Source organism: Polycladospora coralii (assembly GCF_014773435.2).
GTDB classification, from domain to species: domain Bacteria; phylum Bacillota; class Bacilli; order Thermoactinomycetales; family Thermoactinomycetaceae; genus Polycladospora; species Polycladospora coralii.
On the sequence record NZ_JACXAG020000002.1, the window covers coordinates 565,841 to 583,989 of the forward strand.

Annotated in this window: 17 protein-coding genes; 15 read left to right on the plus strand and 2 right to left on the minus strand. The window is 40.2% G+C overall.

Going from position 1 to position 18,149, the window contains the following annotated elements:
* The first annotated feature begins 8 nt into the window (after window positions 1–8).
* The 15 genes from cas5b to bshC all read left to right on the plus strand — a co-directional run bounded on the left by cas5b (window position 9) and on the right by bshC (window position 15,783).
* Window positions 9–764, plus strand: coding sequence for a type I-B CRISPR-associated protein Cas5b (cas5b, locus tag IC619_RS07140; RefSeq protein WP_191140011.1), 756 nt, complete (start codon window positions 9–11; stop codon window positions 762–764).
* 44 nt (window positions 765–808) lie between these two features.
* Complete coding sequence (gene cas3, locus IC619_RS07145; RefSeq protein ID WP_191140012.1) at window positions 809–3,367, plus strand: CRISPR-associated helicase Cas3'; 2,559 nt, start codon at window positions 809–811, stop codon at window positions 3,365–3,367.
* The gene (cas4, locus tag IC619_RS07150) at window positions 3,364–3,858 is read left to right on the plus strand and encodes a CRISPR-associated protein Cas4 (RefSeq protein ID WP_191140013.1); all 495 of its coding nucleotides are present in this window, start codon (window positions 3,364–3,366) and stop codon (window positions 3,856–3,858) included. The genes cas3 and cas4 overlap by 4 nt, the downstream gene beginning before the upstream one ends.
* A 9-nt stretch (window positions 3,859–3,867) precedes the next feature.
* Window positions 3,868–4,419: a CRISPR-associated endonuclease Cas1 gene (cas1, locus tag IC619_RS17060; RefSeq protein ID WP_283770938.1), complete on the plus strand. Its 552-nt coding sequence runs from the start codon at window positions 3,868–3,870 to the stop codon at window positions 4,417–4,419.
* Complete coding sequence (gene cas1, locus IC619_RS17065; protein WP_283770952.1) at window positions 4,356–4,850, plus strand: CRISPR-associated endonuclease Cas1; 495 nt, start codon at window positions 4,356–4,358, stop codon at window positions 4,848–4,850. The genes cas1 (IC619_RS17060) and cas1 (IC619_RS17065) overlap by 64 nt, the downstream gene beginning before the upstream one ends.
* Window positions 4,850–5,140 carry a CRISPR-associated endonuclease Cas2 gene (cas2, locus tag IC619_RS07160; protein WP_191140014.1) on the plus strand — a complete coding sequence of 97 codons (291 nt, stop codon included), beginning with the start codon at window positions 4,850–4,852 and terminating at the stop codon, window positions 5,138–5,140. Before cas1 (IC619_RS17065) ends, cas2 begins: the two co-directional genes overlap by 1 nt.
* 699 nt (window positions 5,141–5,839) lie before the next feature.
* On the plus strand, window positions 5,840–6,457 hold the full coding sequence (locus tag IC619_RS07165) for an RsfA family transcriptional regulator (protein WP_191140015.1): 618 nt from the start codon (window positions 5,840–5,842) through the stop codon (window positions 6,455–6,457).
* 269 nt (window positions 6,458–6,726) lie between these two features.
* Window positions 6,727–8,067 (plus strand): acetyl-CoA carboxylase biotin carboxylase subunit, encoded by a 1,341-nt coding sequence (locus IC619_RS07170; RefSeq protein WP_224749522.1) that lies wholly within the window; start codon window positions 6,727–6,729, stop codon window positions 8,065–8,067.
* Window positions 8,068–8,072: 5 nt separating this feature from the next.
* Entirely contained in the window at window positions 8,073–8,291 is a 219-nt protein-coding gene (locus IC619_RS07175) for a biotin/lipoyl-containing protein (protein ID WP_191140016.1), read from the plus strand.
* 8 nt (window positions 8,292–8,299) lie between these two features.
* On the plus strand, window positions 8,300–9,196 hold the full coding sequence (locus IC619_RS07180) for a hydroxymethylglutaryl-CoA lyase (protein WP_191140188.1): 897 nt from the start codon (window positions 8,300–8,302) through the stop codon (window positions 9,194–9,196).
* 13 nt (window positions 9,197–9,209) lie between these two features.
* Window positions 9,210–9,986, plus strand: coding sequence for an enoyl-CoA hydratase (locus IC619_RS07185; RefSeq protein ID WP_191140017.1), 777 nt, complete (start codon window positions 9,210–9,212; stop codon window positions 9,984–9,986).
* A gap of 12 nt (window positions 9,987–9,998) precedes the next feature.
* On the plus strand, window positions 9,999–11,534 hold the full coding sequence (locus IC619_RS07190) for an acyl-CoA carboxylase subunit beta (RefSeq protein ID WP_191140018.1): 1,536 nt from the start codon (window positions 9,999–10,001) through the stop codon (window positions 11,532–11,534).
* Between the two features lie 99 nt (window positions 11,535–11,633).
* Window positions 11,634–12,575 (plus strand): ketopantoate reductase family protein, encoded by a 942-nt coding sequence (locus IC619_RS07195; protein ID WP_213260840.1) that lies wholly within the window; start codon window positions 11,634–11,636, stop codon window positions 12,573–12,575.
* A 37-nt stretch (window positions 12,576–12,612) separates the two neighbouring features.
* Window positions 12,613–14,007, plus strand: coding sequence for an MFS transporter (locus tag IC619_RS07200; protein WP_191140020.1), 1,395 nt, complete (start codon window positions 12,613–12,615; stop codon window positions 14,005–14,007).
* 132 nt (window positions 14,008–14,139) lie between these two features.
* Window positions 14,140–15,783, plus strand: a complete 1,644-nt coding sequence (bshC, locus tag IC619_RS07205) for a bacillithiol biosynthesis cysteine-adding enzyme BshC (protein WP_191140021.1) — start codon at window positions 14,140–14,142, stop codon at window positions 15,781–15,783.
* Window positions 15,784–15,927: 144 nt separating this feature from the next.
* On the opposite strand, the gene IC619_RS07210 is transcribed toward bshC, so the two are convergent.
* A complete protein-coding gene (locus tag IC619_RS07210; protein ID WP_191140022.1) occupies window positions 15,928–16,080 on the minus strand; it encodes a hypothetical protein in 153 nt (50 codons plus the stop codon).
* A gap of 44 nt (window positions 16,081–16,124) precedes the next feature.
* The gene (locus IC619_RS07215; RefSeq protein WP_191140189.1) at window positions 16,125–17,588 is read right to left on the minus strand and encodes an exo-alpha-sialidase; all 1,464 of its coding nucleotides are present in this window, start codon (window positions 17,586–17,588) and stop codon (window positions 16,125–16,127) included.
* Window positions 17,589–18,149: the final 561 nt, after the last annotated feature.

Below are 18,149 nucleotides of genomic sequence, written 5' to 3' on the forward strand. Positions count from 1 at the left end.
GTGTTGAAATGAAACAAGCTGTCGCATTTGAACTATCTGGTGAGACTGCTTTTTTTAAAAAACCAGATGTCAATGCTAATGTGTACTTTACGTATAGCCATATCCCACGTATCGCTTTGCTGGGTTTGCTGGGTGCCATATCCGGCTATGGTGGATATATACAGCAGAGTCAATCGATTGCTGATGAAGGTGAGACAGAGCATAATCGTTATCCAGAATTTTATCAGAAACTGCATTCACTTCGAATCAGTATTGTCCCTCAGGGGAAACGAGGATATTTTCCACGTAAGATTCAGGTTTTTAATAATGGCGTAGGCTATGCCAGCAAAGAAGAAGGTAATAATTTAATCATAAAAGAGCAATGGCTGGAGAAACCGCATTGGACGATTTATATCGAGAATGACCAGAGTGAAGTTTACCAAAAATTAGAAGATCTGCTTTGCAATCGGCAAGCGGTTTTCATGCCCTATCTCGGGAAAAATGATCATCCAGCACGAATTGAGCAACCACGAAAGGTGAGACTTGACGAGATAGAGCGAGATATGATCGTCCATTCACTCGTAAGGGCTGTGGATGTGGAATTTGGTGGATTTAAGCGAGGAATCCAACCTTTCTATTATCGAGAGAGACTTCCGAGTGGGCTTGATCCAAAGTTAAATGGCTATGATTTTACAGAGTGGATACATACCAATCGCACGGTTACAAATTTAGTGGCAAAAGAGACCTTTTATCGGACAGAAGAACGTTGTATTGCGTTTTACTAGAAGAGGAGGGTCTCTTCTTTTTTCGTTTGGAGGGTTATTAAAGGATGAAGATAGCGTCTTTGTTTATAGAGGGAACGCCATTACTAGCACATATCGGGAGAAGTCAGGATGAAACCGTAACAGAGCATTCTGAGCTAGTAATGACCTTTTGTAAGAAACTGATGCAGGAAAATGGTCTGGGGGAAGCCGTATCACGAACGATCGCTGCACTTACCTATCAAGGTGATCCCTTATCAATTGAAGAACAAGCACAGATAGAGAATTGGTTCTATCAAGCGATTTACTTACATGACTTAGGGAAAGTAAACCCAGCCTTTCAAAGCGTCAAAATGAAAAATAAAAAAGTGATCCGAGATGAAGCATTAAATCACACGCATCATTCGCTCTTATCTTCGTTATTGTATCTCGAACTGTATGAGCAGGATTTACCAACAGGGGAGGAAGATGAAGAAAAATGCATGTTTTTCGCTTTTATCTTATATATTTTTTCTTATATCATTTCACGACATCACTCCTATTTAGAAGATCTATCCTTGCAAACGTATGGGGAGAAGCTACAAAATCTATCTGGGCGTATCGATCGTACACCGCTTTATTTGGCTTATTATGTACAGAAATCGCGGTACTTTGATGTATTTCGATTGGAAGAATTTACGGATGATTCTTCTTTGAATTACGACAGTCACAATCCTTATCCTTTGTATATCTTAACGCGGTTGCTTTACTCTGCTCTAGTAGCCTCTGATTTTTACGCAACCTATACGTATGATCGTGATGGTGTAGCACCATCTTTCCGCTATCTGAGCCAAGCAGACAAAGCAGTGCTTCGGCAGACCTATAATCAATCCCAAGTCGTACAAGGGATTGAGGCATATAAGGTCAATCCTCACCACTTTGATCATGTACCGATCAATCAAGTGCGTTCAGATATGTACCTAGAAGCAGAGCAGCAATTAATGGAACACGATCAGCAATCACTTTTTTACTTAGAAGCCCCTACAGGCGGTGGAAAAACGAATCTGTCTTTAAATTTGGCGCTCTCCTTGTTAGAAAAGGAAGAGCAGCTTAATAAGATTTTGTATATCTTTCCATTTAATACTTTGGTAGAGCAGACGAAAAAAGTATTTGATGAGATTTTCCCGCCAGAAATTCAGAAGCACTATCCGATTGCCGTTATTAACTCCGTTACACCCATTCATCATGATTATGAAAAAGAAGATATCGAATACGTGGATGCATCTGTGCCGACGAAAAAAGCTTTCTATGACGATAAAGAAGCGGTTTTGTATCGTCAAATGATGCAGTATCCCATGACTCTGACGTCACATGTGAACTTTTTCAATTACTTGTTTGGCACGGGTCGTGAAGCTAATCTAGCATTGGTGCATTTGTGCAACAGTGTGATCATACTAGACGAAATCCAAAGCTATAAAAATGACCGTTGGATGGAAATTATTGCGTTTTTGGAGCGATTTTCTGAGCTTCTCAATTTCAAGGTGATTATCATGTCGGCTACACTTCCTCGACTTGATCAATTGCTTGAACAACAGAGAGCGACCGTAGAGCTTTTGCCAAATGCCAGCCGTTATTTTCAACACCCGCTTTTTAAAAAACGTGTCCAATTGCATTATGAACTATTAGATGAAGGAAGAATTACAGCAGAGCGGCTTGTTGCGTTTATGGACGAACTGCGTGAGCGCTATGGACGTAAGCGTGTTTTATTGGAGTGTATCAAAAAGAAAGATGCACGTGAAGTGTACCGCCTGCTACTAGATCGATATGCAAATGTACCCGTTGTGTTGTTAACTGGACAAAACCATGCCTATTATCGTAAACGCGTATTGGATCAATTAGGAAAAAATGAAGAGGGTACCTTTAAGATGGAGGAAGTGATTGTAGTTGCCACGCAGGTGATTGAAGCGGGTGTAGATATTGATATGGATATTGGACTCAAAGATATTTCAACGCTAGATAGCGAAGAGCAATTGTTAGGGCGCATTAATAGATCCTGTCTGCGTACCGACTGTCACGCTTTTTTCTTCCATATGAGTGATGCAAAAGAGGTATATCGGAATGACTTTCGCTTAGCACATGACCTTCGTGAAGAAGAGATACGGCTGAAATTGGAGAATAAACAATTTGCAAGCTTCTACCAAACGATTTTTGCAGAACAAGCACGTGAAAAAAAATATCAGATTCAACAATTTCAGCAGGTCATACAAGCCTTGCAGTATACGACGATCGGAGAACATATGAAGCTGATTCAAGACAGAAAGTATCGCCTTTTCCTTGCTCATACGATTGAAACAGAGGCAGGCACCCTGCATGGGGAGGAAGTATGGGCCAAGTTCAAAGCACTAAATGATCCTAGACAAAAAAGGGAATATGCCAACAGGCGCATGGCGCTGTCACGTGTGATGGAAGAGATGAGTTACTTTATTTTTTCGGTGTACGAAAGGCCAAGTGTATATGATGGCGACCCAATCGGAGATATTTATTACATTGAAGAAGGCGAACGGTATTTGCAAGTCGATCCTTTTACGGGATTGATGATCTTTGATGAGGAAAAATATAAAGCGGTAGATGAGGAGTTGTTTTTGTGAAAGTCACAGGGACGATGGTGAACTACTATATTCACTGTAAACGTCAGTGTTGGCTTTTCGCCAATAAAATCAATCTCGAGGATAACAGTGAAGAAGTGCGTATCGGCAAATTACTGCATGAATTAAAAACCGAAAAAGCAAAGCACAAAGAATTGTCTATTGAGCAAGTGAAAATCGATAAACTGACCGAGGATTATCTCGTAGAAATCAAAAAGTCAGACGCGGATGTTGAGGCGGTTACTTGGCAAGTTCTGCTTTATTTAAAAATCATAAAAAACAAGGGGATTGAAAGGAAAGGGAAAATTGAATTTATTGAAAAGAAAAAGCAATCGCGCAAAACCATGACGGTTATATTGACAACGGAACAGGAGCGAAGATTAGATCAAATGATCCAACAGATCGAACAATTAATAGCTGGTGAAGAAATCCCGGCTATACGACATGATAAAAAGTGCAATAAATGCGCTTATTATGATTATTGTTATATATAGGAGGTAAATATGCGTTCGGTTAAATACTTAACGTCCATGGGAGAACTGAAACGTAAAGATAACTCTCTTGTGTTTCGAACGGATAAGGGTCATACCTATATCCCAATTGAAGGAATCAAAGAAATCTACTGTCTGAATGAAATCAGTATCAATAGCAAGCTATTTCAAATTCTTGCCAAAGCGGGCATTGTCGTTCATTTTTTTGATTATCATCGCCATTATACGGGAACCTTTTATCCCAAACAACAACTGGTTAGTGGGAGACTTATCGTTAAGCAAGTCGAAGCTTATCAATCAAAGCGACTCCCTATTGCTAAAGCCATTGTTGGTGGTATTGCTAATCATATTTACCAGGTTCTCCTTCATTATTACAAACATGGAACAAGTGATTTAAAGCCCCTTTTGGATTGGCTTAGAAAAGATGTTCCAAGCCTATTAGACAAAGAATTAAGGATCGATCAGGGGCTATTTGGAAGAAATTTTACCAATCCTTTCAACTGTTTTTACCAGAAGATTTTTTGTTCAACAAACGTGTCCGCAATCCTCCTGATAATCCAATGAATGCTCTAATCTCATATGGAAATGCGCTTTTGTATACCAAAACGATTTCTCAAATCTACCAAACGCACTTAAATCAGTCTATTAGTTTTTTGCATGAACCATCAGAAGGGCGTTTTTCTCTCAGCTTGGACTTGAGTGAAGTTTTTAAACCACTGATCGTGTATCGTACAATATTTGAATTGGTGAACCGACGAAAAATACACGTTTCCAAGCATTTTAACAAAAAATTAAATTATTGTTTATTAAATGATGCAGGCAATGAAATCTTCATTCGTGCTTATGAGGAAAGATTAAATAAAATATTTCTTCATGAAAAATTAAAACGAAAAGTTACTTATCGGGAAGCGATCAAACTGGACGCATATAAGCTGATTAAAAGTATTATGGAAGGGCATATGTTCCAACCTTTTGACGAAAGGAAGAAGATGTGATGGCGAATAAGTTGAATTGTAACTATGCATTTGTATTTTATGACATAAATGAAAAAAGAGTCCAAAAAATATTTAAAATATGCAAGAAGTACCTTGTCCATTACCAAAATTCGGTCTTTCGTGGAACGATCACCTCTTCCAAAATCTTAAAGTTAAAAAAAGAAATTGAGACAGTGATCAATCCAGAGGAAGACTTTGTGTCTATCATCACCATGATGAATGAACACACATTCTCTGAAATTGCGTTAGGAACATCCCAAAAAACAGATGGAGAAGCTTTATTACTCTAAATTTATCCCAACCTCATCCAAACCAAAAACGTTTCAATCTGTTGATATAAAAGGGTTTAAGGCGGTTTTTATTTCATTCTCCAATTTTGAGAAGAGGTTGGGATAAAATCGTCAAACCCCTTGCCAATTCGGCCTTAATCCAGTATTGTAGAAATTAAGAACCCAGTGTTTACCGGGGTTGAACATTAACATAGGATGTATTTAAACCTCTCTTTCTTCTGCTCATCAGATAAAGTAAAACCGTTGAACATTAACATAGGATGTATTTAAACCCTTTACTACCTTCTGTATCGACAACCGCAGTCAAGTTGAACATTAACATAGGATGTATTTAAACTGGTGCATAATGATTACTTGGTTCTACAATACGGAAGTTGAACATTAACATAGGATGTTTTTACACCTCATACGAGTACCAGGTTTAAATAACGAATAGCATCTATAAAATCCCTTCATTTCTCTATATGAGAGTGGGGGATTTTTCTCTTTTTCATGCTACTTCCAATCTAGTCTGTTTTTGTTTTTTGGCGATGATGCTACCTAGCAGATGCTGGTAGAAATGCTTTCTGTGGTATACATCGGGTATGTCTTGGTAATAAAAATTAATAGATGACTATACTATGTAATATATGAAATGCATAAAGTGAAGAGAAGGAACATTTAAGATTGTATAGCGGACAGCAGATTGGAGGCACTTACATGGTTCTTAAGCGTCAAGATGCATGGACACCAGAGGATGATATGATACTAGCTGAAGTGACGCTTCGTCAGATTAGGGAGGGCGGTACCCAACTCGCAGCTTTTGAGGAAGTTGCTCAAAAACTGGGCAGAACACCTGCTGCGTGTGGTTTTCGCTGGAATAGTACGGTCCGAAAAAACTTTGAAGATGCGATTAAAATTGCTAAGTCGCAAAGACAAAAACGTTATCACGAAAAAAAGACAAGACCACTCCGTATTTCACAGGCTGATTTTGATGACGAGCAGGAAAATACAGTATTTACAATTGAAGGGATCATTCGTTTTTTAAGGCAGTATAAAAACGAAGTAAAAGAGCTGCAAAAGAAACAAAAGTATCTAGAAGAGGAACTAAGAGAGAAAACCAGCTATGTCATGTTACTGGAACGCGAAAATTTGGAAATGAAGGGTCAATTAAACCATGTGCAAAGTGATTATCAATTGGTAAACGATGATTACCGTACATTGGTTCAAATCATGGAAAGAGCGAGAAAGATGGCCATTCTAGATGAACGTGATTCATTAAGTGATGAAGGTGGTTCACTTGAAGTAAACAATGATTTGGAGAAGGTTGATAAATAAATCATCTGTTACCAGAAGGTAATAGATAAGGTTAAAATAAAAAAGTCAGATTTCCTGTAGGGCAAGAAATCGACTTTTTTATTTTTAATAAAGAAATGCAAGCGCTTACAACATAGCAGGAAATTGCTTCATATCTGTCGAAATTCCTAGAGTCAGGACGGGCGTCCTCCAGCATGTAAAAATAGGTTTGGAGGAGGAGGCTTTTTGTTTTTTCAGAAGAGCGTGATGACATGTCTGGTATTACTACATCTATTAAAATGAGGTGACTTATGCCGATTCAAAAAGTATTAATAGCAAATCGTGGTGAAATTGCTGTCCGTATCATACGTACATGTAAGGAGAAAAACATAAAAACGGTAGCGGTCTACTCGGAAGCAGACGAAGGTATGCCTTTTACCCAGCTTGCTGATGAAGCCGTGCTACTAGGTCCTCCCCCGATTGCACAAAGCTATCTCAATGGTGACGCGATGATCAAAATTGCATTGGATCAGCAAGTGGATGCCATACATCCAGGTTACGGTCTCTTATCGGAGAATGCTACATTTGCCCAAAAAGTGCAGGACGCAGGATTAATTTGGATTGGCCCTGAACCAGATGTGATTCAGAAAATGGGAGATAAAGTGATTGCACGTCAAACGATGTTAGAAGCAGGTGTTCCGATTGTACCAGGTGTAAATGAAGTGAAAGATTTAGAGCAGGCGAAGCTAGCAGCAGAGCAAATCGGATATCCGGTTATGTTAAAAGCGAGTGCTGGTGGTGGTGGGCTTGGCATGCAAGTTTGTCAAAATGAAGCGGAATTGCAAGCATCCTTTCCTACACTGCAAAAAAAAGCCGCCTCTTATTTTGGAGACGATTGCTTATTTCTGGAGAAATGGCTTTCTCAAACCAAACATATCGAAGTTCAGATTGTGGCTGATCAACTGCGCGTAACCCATTTATTTGAGCGAGACTGTTCGGTTCAGAGAAGAAATCAGAAGGTGATCGAAGAGAGCTTAGCGCCTTCTATTCGTCCGCAAACCCGTGAATATTTATATGAAATGGCAGTTCGAGCAGCAGAAGCTGTTCAATATACAGGCGTGGGCACCGTTGAGTTTTTGGTGGATGAACAAGAACAAATCTATTTTCTTGAAATGAACACACGCTTGCAGGTGGAACATACGATTACTGAAAGTATAACAGGGCTTGACTTAGTTGCACTTCAAATCCATCTGATTGAAGGAAATCACTTACCAGATTCAATTTGGACGATTCGCCCACAAGGACATGCTTTTCAATTTCGTATTTATGCAGAAGACCCAGAGACATTTTATCCATCACCCGGAACGATTCAAACCTATCGCATTCCGCAAGATGAAGGGATACGGATGGACAGCGGAGTTGAGCTGGGTAGTATTGTTTCCCCGTATTACGACCCTTTGATTGCCAAGTGTATCGTACATGCGGATAGCCGAGTGTTAGCGCTCACAAAAAGTAAAAGAGCACTTACAGAATTTGAAATTAATGGAATAAAAACAAATATCCCACTATTACTGCGTATATTAGAAGAGCAAACGTTTGTGCAAGGAAATTACCGAACGAACTTACTGGAAAAAAGTAAAACGAAGGGATGAAGATCATGTCTACCATACAAGCCAGCATGGCTGGAACGATTTTTAAAATCTTGGTTAAAGAAGGCGAACGTGTTGACTTTGGTCAAGATGTCGTCATTTTAGAATCCATGAAAATGGAAATTCCTCTGCAAACTGAAGATAGTGGGATTGTCACTTCTATCAAAATGAATGAAGGCGACGCAGTGAAAAAAGATCAAATTATATTAGAAATTGAAGGGGATTAGATTTCTTGATGAAGATCAAATTGGTAGAAGTAGGATTACGGGATGGACTGCAAAATGAATCTGTTACCTTGCCTACAGAAGTGAAAAAAGAGATTGCTGTACGACTTCTCCATGCGGGTGTGAAACACTTAGAGGTTTCTTCGTTTGTATCACCGAAATGGATTCCACAACTAAAGGACGCAGAAGAACTTTTTCATTTACTACCAGTCAGGGATGATGTGACCTATCGTGCACTAGTTCCAAATCTAAAAGGGCTGACGCGTGCCTTGATGACACCTGCGAGTGAATATGCCGTTTTCATGTCAGCTAGTGAGTCTCATAACTTAAAAAATATTAATAAAAACATAGCCGATACCTTAATTACGATAAAAGAAGTGGTGCAACTCGCCACTGAAAAAGGAAAACCAGTGCGAGGATATGTATCCACCGTTTTTGGCTGTCCTTACGAAGGAAATATAGCAATGAGCCAAGTCGTTCATATTTGTGAACAACTGATCGAGATGGGAATCTATGAAATTTCGCTCGGTGATACGATTGGTGTGGCAACCCCGAAGCGGGTAAAAGAAGTGATTCAAAGTGTGCGTCAATCCGTCCCTTTGCATCAATTAGCGGGACACTTTCACGATACGCGTGGAATGGGTGTGGTGAATAGCTACGTAGCTGTTGAAGAAGGCATTACTACACTGGATAGTGCAATCGGAGGGTTAGGTGGCTGCCCGTATGCACCAGGAGCTTCGGGAAATGTATCAACGGAGGACTTGGTTTATCTGTTTGATCGTGAAGGTATCGAGACGGGACTCAACTTGACTGAATTAAACGAAACGAGCTTATTCCTCCAAGAAATTTTTGCTAAACCCTTACCTTCAAAAGTTTTCCAAAGCTATGTCGCACAAAAAGAAGCATAAAGGAGAGCGAATCATGTCACTGATTCATTGTACTCAAAAAGATGGGATTGCGATGGTTAAGCTCAATCGTCCAGAGGTATACAATGCATTAAATCTAGCGACTTTAGAGGCGCTTTCGCAGCAGTTGAATGAACTTCACTTTGATGACACTGTACGTGTTGTCATCATTACAGGGGCTGGAGAGAAAGCTTTTTGTGCAGGTGCCGACTTGAAAGAGCGGCGCTCTTTTAGTCCTGAGCAAGTGCGCTATTTTGTACACTTGATTCGAGATACGATGAACAAAATCGAAAATTTGCCTAAACCCGTTATCGCCATGATCAATGGGTACGCGTTTGGTGGTGGGGCAGAATTGGCACTTGCATGTGATCTCAGAATTGCAAGTGAGCAGATGCAAATAGGTCTAACAGAAACTTCACTCGGTATTATTCCAGGGGCTGGTGGAACCCAGAGGCTCCCACGTTTGATTGGTAAGACAAAGGCTAAAGAGATGATTTTTACAGCACAGAAGATGCAAGCTACAGAAGCACTGGCGTGTGGTTTAGTCAATCAAGTTGTTAAAAGATCGGAACTGGAGGAAACCGCTTATCAAATGGCTGAGCAAATAAAAGAAAATGCACCACTCGCGCTCAAGGCAGCTAAGTTTGCGATTGATTTAGGGATGGAAACAAATTTATCGACAGGACTTGCTTTAGAAACGAAAGCTTACGAAACGTTAATTCCAACTGAAGATCGACTTGAAGGATTACAAGCTTTCAAAGAAAAACGTAAACCCCAATATCGAGGGCGATAAGGAGGATGAGCGATGGATCAGAAATGGATCGATCAATTACAAACCCGTATCGAGGGCATACAAGCTGGCGGGAAAGAAAAGTACCACGATAAGTTAAAGGAACAAAAGAAGTGGTTTGTTCGTAAACGTCTAACCGCTTTATTTGATGAAGATGTTACGGTTGAGGATGCGATGTTTGCCAATTGTATGGACGAAAATTTGCCGGCAGATGGTGTTGTAACCGCAATCGGCAAAGTGAATGGGCAAACGGTGTGTGTGATGGCTAATGATTCTACGATTAAAGCTGGATCATGGGGCGCACGTACCGTAGAAAAAATAATACGAATTCAGGAAACTGCTCAAAAATTAAATGTACCGATGCTTTATTTAGTCGATTCTGCAGGAGCGCGTATTACAGATCAAATCGATATGTTCCCCGGTAGAAGAGGAGCAGGTCGCATCTTCTACAATCAAGTCAAAATGTCGGGACAAATTCCTCAAATCTGTATTTTATTTGGGCCATCTGCTGCAGGTGGCGCATATATTCCTGCTTTTTGTGATGTCGTTATTATGGTGAATAAAAATGCAAGCATGTACCTTGGATCACCCCGTATGGCTGAGATGGTCATTGGAGAAAAAGTAAGTTTAGAGGAAATGGGCGGAGCAGCCATGCATTGCACCGTAAGTGGTTGTGGAGATGTACTTGTGAAAACGGAGGCAGAGGCAATTACTTCCGCTCGGGCCTATCTCAGCTATTTCCCTGCCAACTATACCCAGACACCGCCAGATGTGTTGGGGAAATTGCCTTTACCAGATGCACGGCCAGTGTCAGAGATTGTACCAGATAATCAAAATGCACCATTTGATATGATGGAGCTTATTACCAGTATCATTGATGAAGGTTCATTTTATGAAATGAAGCAGCGATTTGCTCGTGAACTCATAACGGGTTTTGCGCGAATAGATGGACGAGTTGTAGGGATCATTGCCAATCAATCAAAAGTAAAAGGTGGCGTGTTATTTGTAGATACAGCGGATAAGGCAGCTCGTTTTATTACACTTTGTGATGCTTACCATATTCCTTTATTGTTTTTGGCGGATGTCCCTGGATTTATGATAGGAACTGAGGTGGAACGTGCCGGAATCATACGTCATGGTGCTAAAATGATTTCAGCAATGTCAGAAGCAACGGTTCCTAAAATCTCTATTATTGTGCGCAAGGCTTATGGTGCTGGTTTATACGCGATGGCAGGGCCTGCTTTTGAACCAGATTGTTGCCTCGCTTTACCCACTGCACAAATTGCTGTGATGGGGCCTGAAGCTGCTGTAAATGCGGTCTACCATAATAAGATTATGGCGCTTCCTGAAAATGAACGGCCATCATTTATTGAAGAGAAGCGTGCAGAGTATCGAGATAATATTGATATATACAGGTTGGCAAGTGAGATGATTATTGATGGAATCATTGAACCGGATCAGTTGCGATTGGAACTTATAAAACGGTACAGAAGTTATGAAACAAAAGAAGTTCACTTTAGTAAACGCAAACATCCAGTATATCCAGTATGAAAGGAGACGGGACAAGGTACAATCTTGTCCCGTTTTATTATGGATCGATTCCGTGTATACTTTCAAGGAAATACCCGTAGGTTAAAGGAAGGATGTTGCATGATGAAGATTGGGGTTTTAGGCTGTGGTTCCATTGGACTCTTATGGAGTAGTAGAGTGGTGCAGATGGATCATCAAGTGATTCTCATACCTCGAACAAGCGAGCAAAAGAAAGTACTCCATGCATTCGGATTATTTTCTTATGATCTTTCGCAGCAAGTCACCCATTATCCCATATGTGCCCAATCAGTTGCAGACATAGAGCCAGGGTCAATCGATATCTTGTTTGTAACGGTAAAAAATACGCAGCTTTCATCGATCATCTCCCATATACAACAACTGACAAATCCCCAAACCCAAATTTTATTTTTCCAAAACGGACTCGGACAAGAAAAAGTCGCAGGAGCTTTACACGATCGTCCTTGGACTTACTTAGTGGTTACTTCAGAAGGAGCGTTACGTAAGGAAGTGAACCATATTTATCATACAGGGCGTGGAGAGGTATGGATTGGACTATATTCTGACAGAGAACAAGAGATACACCAAACGATGTCTCATTTTTTAAAAGATTCTTTCTGGGAAGCAGTAGAAGTCAATTGGCAATCTGATGTGAATATCATGCATAGAATATGGGAGAAACTTTTGATAAATAGTGTGATCAATCCGTTGACTGCAATCCATCACATCACAAATGGTCAGCTACTCGAATCAACATATGATGAGAAACGAGAGCAATTAATACGAGAAAGCATTGCGGTCGCACATGTAGAAGGATATGCCTTTTCCTATGAGCAAGTGAAAGAAAAAGTAGAGTCAATCTGTAGACATACCGCTGAAAATCATTCATCGATGTTACAAGATTTACAACGAGGGAATAAAACGGAGATAGAATCGATAAATGGAGCGATTATTCGGCTAGCAAATCAGCATCATATTTTTGTTCCAACGCATGAGGAAATGCGTCAGCTAGTTAAAGAAAAGGAAGCGTTAAATAGGTGTTAAGTGGCTCATGATAAGTGAAGGGAGAGATGTGTCATACATGAATCGATTTAAGGTAGATGGGTATTTGTTTTCATTTATGTTGGGAACATTGGATTTAGCTATTTTTACCCCTGTGATTCCCAATATGATGCAATCTTTTTCCTACCCGATTCATTGGTTTATATGGATCCTTGCTGTGCAACTGGTGTTTTTTCCACTCAGTCTTTCCCTTTATGAAACCTGGGTTGGGCTTTTATCGTATCAAGTGGTCATGACACTTTCTTTTTGTTCATTTGTAGTAGGTTCTTTAACCATGGCCTTATCCTCTGGTTGGATAGAATTAATTGGGGGCAGAGTTTTACAGGCGATCGGTGCTGGAGGCATTTTTCCTTTTTTGTACGAAGATATGCGCATGCTGGTCCAAAGACGAAAGCATAAAGAGAATCGTTTATTGATAGGGGCAGTGGGAGCGTGTATGGTACTTACACCGATCGTAGCAACAACCGTCACCCATTTTTTGGGATGGAGAATGCTTTTTTTACTAGGTATATCAGTAGCTTCTCTTTATTTTATAATGGCAATCCGTATCCATCGTAAAAGCGAAGAAAGTAGTCGTATAAAACGAAGTGCAACTCCCGTTTATTTATATGGTGTGATCGTCGCTTTTCTTATGTTTACGATAAGTCAGGTTGATTTTTTTCTAGATGGCATGGGGTGGTTTGCGCCCAATGTCATGCCATTTTGGATTATGGCTGTTGGGCTTACTGTACCTGTAATTATGATTGAAAGACAAGCTGAGCACCCTTTTTTTGAACCGCATTTGATTGCCAATTGGCGCCTATGGTTGTTATATGGATATGCTGGTTTAAGTGGTTTGATCTGGATTGGCTTAATTCTGTTGCCAGGGTTTGTCGTCTGGCAATTACAATTGTCGTTGCAATTACAATCGCTCTTTTTTTCGATGTTATTAATGGTTGTGTTGGTCACCTTACCTTTTGTGTACAAATTATCGAAAAGCAGAAGTTACCGCCTGATTACAGCTTTTGGATTTTTGCTGGGAGGAATCGCTTATGCGTTATTTGCCTTTGCAACTTTATCATGGCAGTATGTGCTCTTGTTCTTATTATTAGGATGTGCACTTAGTTTCACTTTGCTCGTTCCGATTCATGATGTTTTACGAAACATAACCTCATCCGATCAGATGCAGACAAGTGGTTTAACGCTCAGTTTATTGCGAGGAGGAGGAGCAGGGATCGGCTTGATTCTGTTCACACAATTACTTAGTTCATATGGCTTACATCAATGGATGCAATCACGCGTACCTAGCTACTTGTTTGTACAGGCACAACAACATGTTCTGCTCCTTGCAGCGGCCGTTTCTTTCTGTGGGGTGTTACTTAGTCTGCTTTTACCTACGGAGGACACTAGTGTAAGGTCTAACCTATCTAATTAGGCGTATCGATTACCTCAAATACAAGACGATCAGATGGAAAAATCATACGAATCGTCACACTTGATTTCTAATGCGCTTTTGATCTGATATAATTTATTTAGGGTGCCGAAATAATAAGATGGAGAGAACATGATGATAAAAAAGATAGTGATGAATCGGGCATGGAAAGACGAATGGATGGATTCATATGAGAAAGATGACGCCCCGATTCACTCGTTCTACACGTATTCTCCTTATCAAGCAGATCACTTTGTTGAACGAGCTATGCAAGTTGATAAAATGAATCGTTCGATTTCGAGAGAACAGATTGCAGATGTGATTGCAAACTATATGCGAGTGGATCTATGGAATGGCGCAGTTCAAGATAATATTGCTAAATTACAAGATGATCGTAGTCTTGTTGTCATCGCGGGTCAACAAGCAGGGCTGCTCGGAGGGCCACTTTATACAATATATAAAGCGATTACGGCTATTCAATTAGCGAAGCGAGAAGAAGAGAGATTAAATCGTCCGGTTGTTCCCGTGTTTTGGATAGCAGGTGAAGATCATGATCTAGAAGAGGTGGATCATGTCCATGTCATCTCTGATCAGAATAACGTGCAAAAAAAGCGTTTTCACCTAAAAGAAGATCGAAAGCGATACATATCGGCCTACCAGATTGAAACGAATAAGATACATAATTGGTTAGATGAGTTGGCATTCCTTTTACCAGATACAATATTTAAACAAGATTGGTTAAAACAAGTCAAATCTTGGACGACAGAACCATTGTCATGGAGTCGATTCTTTGCAAGATTGATGCATGATTTATTTGCAGAGGAAGGTCTCCTTATCATTGATGCGGCTGATCCCGGTCTCAGAAAATTAGAGGCACCATTTTTTCAATCCTTAATTCAGAAGCATGATGCGATTGATCGTGTGGTTCGGTCCACAAGTTATCAGATTGAGCAGCTTGGTTATAAGCGTCCAGTTGAATTTCAATCTGATCAAGGGCACTTATTTTTTATTCAAGAAAATGAACGACTTCCTTTAAGCGTAAAAGGCGACATGTGGGAAACGCGCAATGGTGCGTTTAGAAAAACACAAGATGAACTTGTCTTGCTTGCGGGCACAAATCCACATTTGTTTTCCAATAATGTGATTACACGACCGCTGATGCAGGAATTTTTGTTTCCTACATTAGCTTTTGTGGGAGGACCCGGTGAAGTTAAATACTGGGGTTTATTAAAAGAGGCATTTACTGAAATGAACTTAGAGATGCCCATTGTTTATCCCCGTATGCATGGGCAATTAATCGGTCGTAAAATCCAAAAGCGTTTACGCGAGTTTGGATTGACTGGTGGAGAATCGATCTTGGATTTACACAGGCAAAAAACAGCATGGTTGCAAAGGCAGGTTCCTATCGATGTAGATAAACAATTTAGCTTATTTCAATCTCAAATTGAGATGCTTTATGAACCACTTATGCACACGTTGCAAGAACATATTGGTCATGATGTGGTAGCGCTTGGTGCGAAAAACAAGCAAAAAGTAATGGCTCAAGCTTCCTATTATCGGATGCATGTGCATAAGTTGATTCAGGAAAAACATCAGACTGGTTTAAACCATTGGGTAGAAATTGAATCCCATTTATGGCCCAATGAGCAGTTGCAAGAACGCATGTTAGGGATTATTCCGATTTGGAATGGGTGTGGATTAGATTGGCTTCGTGAATTAAAGCAAGATTTATCTTTGTTGGAGCAGGACAAAGGGACACAGTTCGTCTTTTATCTTTAGGATAGGTTTATGGGGCTTTAATCAGGTGGAGTAGAGTCTCCACCTGATGCGTTCACTTATTGTGTCGGTCTTTCGCCGCTTGTTGGGACGTTGCATGAGAAATGATCAATTTAAAAGATCTGATTTGATATCGAATCAGATCTTTTAGGCTGAAAACGATTCATCCTCTTTGGATGATGCATTCGTATCTTCTTGCTTCATTACCATGTCATGAGGCAAGGCTGAAGAAGTAAATGGCATATAGTTTGTGGAATCATGGACAACATCATCATCGTTCTTACAAGGTTCACAATTCATAAGAGCAACCTCCCCTTTCCTGATTTGTCGCGTGTCACAGTCGTTTATTTTTCATCATCATCACAACAACCATATCTCTTCGCATCTAGGGATGTTTTAGAAAAGAAAACATCTGGATTATCTCGTCCCATGAGTACATCGCGATTATCTCCCCAAGAATGAAGTAGACAATTTCTTGGACCTACGATCATTTGATTGTAATCCCCCATGTAACAACTAGCAGTGTCGACACCAGGGTTTGTGACGGGGACTGGAGAAAATATCGTACTTACCATCTGCTCCTTCCCAAAACCGCTACAAAGAGAAAAGCTTTTCAGAAAAACAGCAAATGTTCCATCACCTATACCAGATAGTGTGCCTCCTCTATCATTGAAACGGTTATACTGAATATGAGCTTGATTTTTAGTAGCTGCTACTGTTGGAAAAAATGGAAAAGTCGAAAGGTTTGAGGTGATACAAACCCGATTCCAGGTGGCTCCTCGATCTGTACTATAAGCTAAGAATACATCAATAAAAGTTGTTCCTCCGGTCACTCTCCCAGCGTTCCACACGACATATATCGTACCATCAGGTCCGATCGTGGCACTTGGAAACTCATTCATTCTTATCCTTCTACTATTATCAACTCCGATAGATGGACGACTACAAATGGACGTATCTGTTGCAGCTGCTGCAAAAGGATTGGAAACAGCCACATTAATTGGGAAAGTACTGCCACCGTCAGTCGATTTCACCATCCGTATCACTCGGTTGGGTTGTCCTAGGGTATTGAATCCGGATATTTCTTCATAAAAGACGTAGATTCCTCCGAGGTCATCAACAATGACAAAAGACCCTTGTACAAAAGTCGTACCACCAGTAACAGTAACAATCACTTGGTCGGTAATGATTGGACTAAGGTTGACACCCGTCGTATATTTTGAAAAGCGGATATTAGGGGGACTAACTGTGAAATCAGTCCATGTAACATAGAGCGCTTCGTTACCTGGATTACTAGCATCGGGACCTACAGCAATCCATTCTTTATCCTGATTGACGGCTGCCGAAGGGTTTTGGCCACGTCCAACTACTTGCGGAGCATTCATGGTGATCGTTTCATTGGGTGTAATAGTTCCTGTGGAAACACTGATAACGCCTTGAGAAACACCAGATACGTTTTCAATCCCGATTTGACCATAATAGAAGACACCATTTTGATCTACAGCTATGACGGGGTCGCCAGAATTTTGTCCTGATGAATTTACAGGAATAGATCCACCATCCGTCCAGGTGTTTCCTAAATCATTGGAATAAGCAAAACCGGAAAAACTAGACGTTCCTAGCACGCCTGTACTATCATTTGAATCATTAAATCCGTAGAGGATAAAATTTTTAAAATAGGCAATGCTCGTTTCACTTTGCGTGATTCGAGGAAAATTAGCGACATCATTTGCGGGGTTATTTACTTGTCGCTCGCTTATACAGCAGTCATCTGAATGTTTTTTTTTAAGATGATCATGTTTTGCCATCTTCTTTTCATCTACACCACAATCGATACTCAGGTTAAGTGTGGTGTTACCTACATGTTCAATTGTATTTTTATCGTGTTGTTGCTGTTGTTGCTGTTGTTGCTGAGATGGATATTCTTGGGGTTTTTTATAAGTTTTTCCATCATACATGGCTTCCCAACCTTTGAAGAGATTCATCGGCTTGGTACATCTGCGTTTGGGAGGGTAGAATCTTTGAAATAGCCAATGTACTTTTATGTATATGGTAATTTTAAAGAAAGGGAGGGGCTGCTAGACATGTTCAGAAACATATTTTTAAAGCCAATCCAATGGAAAGGGTGCTTGTAGCCCTTATATTCGATGAGAAACGGCATGGTGTCAACAATGGATGCAGTACGAATAAAATACATGCCCTAAATTCAATTTAAAAAATGTACGTTGATTTTACTTTCTGGTAAAAAGATGAAAATCGACACCATTGCTAAAATCAGGTATAATGAACGTCGTGTTTGATTGTAAATGGAGATTATCAGCCAGTTACAGGCTTAGGTTTGTAATAGGGATATAAATGGATTGAATTGA

What these genes read in the sequence shown, in the direction of transcription:
- cas5b (WP_191140011.1), top strand. Translation starts at nt 9, where the DNA reads ATGAAACAAGCTGTCGCATTTGAACTATCTGGTGAGACTGCTTTTTTT.
- cas3 (WP_191140012.1), top strand. Translation starts at nt 809, where the DNA reads ATGAAGATAGCGTCTTTGTTTATAGAGGGAACGCCATTACTAGCACAT.
- cas1 (WP_283770938.1), top strand. Translation starts at nt 3,868, where the DNA reads ATGCGTTCGGTTAAATACTTAACGTCCATGGGAGAACTGAAACGTAAA.
- cas2 (WP_191140014.1), top strand. Translation starts at nt 4,850, where the DNA reads ATGGCGAATAAGTTGAATTGTAACTATGCATTTGTATTTTATGACATA.
- IC619_RS07165 (WP_191140015.1), top strand. Translation starts at nt 5,840, where the DNA reads ATGGTTCTTAAGCGTCAAGATGCATGGACACCAGAGGATGATATGATA.
- IC619_RS07170 (WP_224749522.1), top strand. Translation starts at nt 6,727, where the DNA reads ATGCCGATTCAAAAAGTATTAATAGCAAATCGTGGTGAAATTGCTGTC.
- IC619_RS07175 (WP_191140016.1), top strand. Translation starts at nt 8,073, where the DNA reads ATGTCTACCATACAAGCCAGCATGGCTGGAACGATTTTTAAAATCTTG.
- IC619_RS07180 (WP_191140188.1), top strand. Translation starts at nt 8,300, where the DNA reads ATGAAGATCAAATTGGTAGAAGTAGGATTACGGGATGGACTGCAAAAT.
- IC619_RS07185 (WP_191140017.1), top strand. Translation starts at nt 9,210, where the DNA reads ATGTCACTGATTCATTGTACTCAAAAAGATGGGATTGCGATGGTTAAG.
- IC619_RS07190 (WP_191140018.1), top strand. Translation starts at nt 9,999, where the DNA reads ATGGATCAGAAATGGATCGATCAATTACAAACCCGTATCGAGGGCATA.
- IC619_RS07195 (WP_213260840.1), top strand. Translation starts at nt 11,634, where the DNA reads ATGATGAAGATTGGGGTTTTAGGCTGTGGTTCCATTGGACTCTTATGG.
- IC619_RS07200 (WP_191140020.1), top strand. Translation starts at nt 12,613, where the DNA reads ATGAATCGATTTAAGGTAGATGGGTATTTGTTTTCATTTATGTTGGGA.
- bshC (WP_191140021.1), top strand. Translation starts at nt 14,140, where the DNA reads ATGATAAAAAAGATAGTGATGAATCGGGCATGGAAAGACGAATGGATG.
- IC619_RS07210 (WP_191140022.1), bottom strand. Translation starts at nt 16,080, where the DNA reads ATGAATTGTGAACCTTGTAAGAACGATGATGATGTTGTCCATGATTCC.
- IC619_RS07215 (WP_191140189.1), bottom strand. Translation starts at nt 17,588, where the DNA reads ATGGCAAAACATGATCATCTTAAAAAAAAACATTCAGATGACTGCTGT.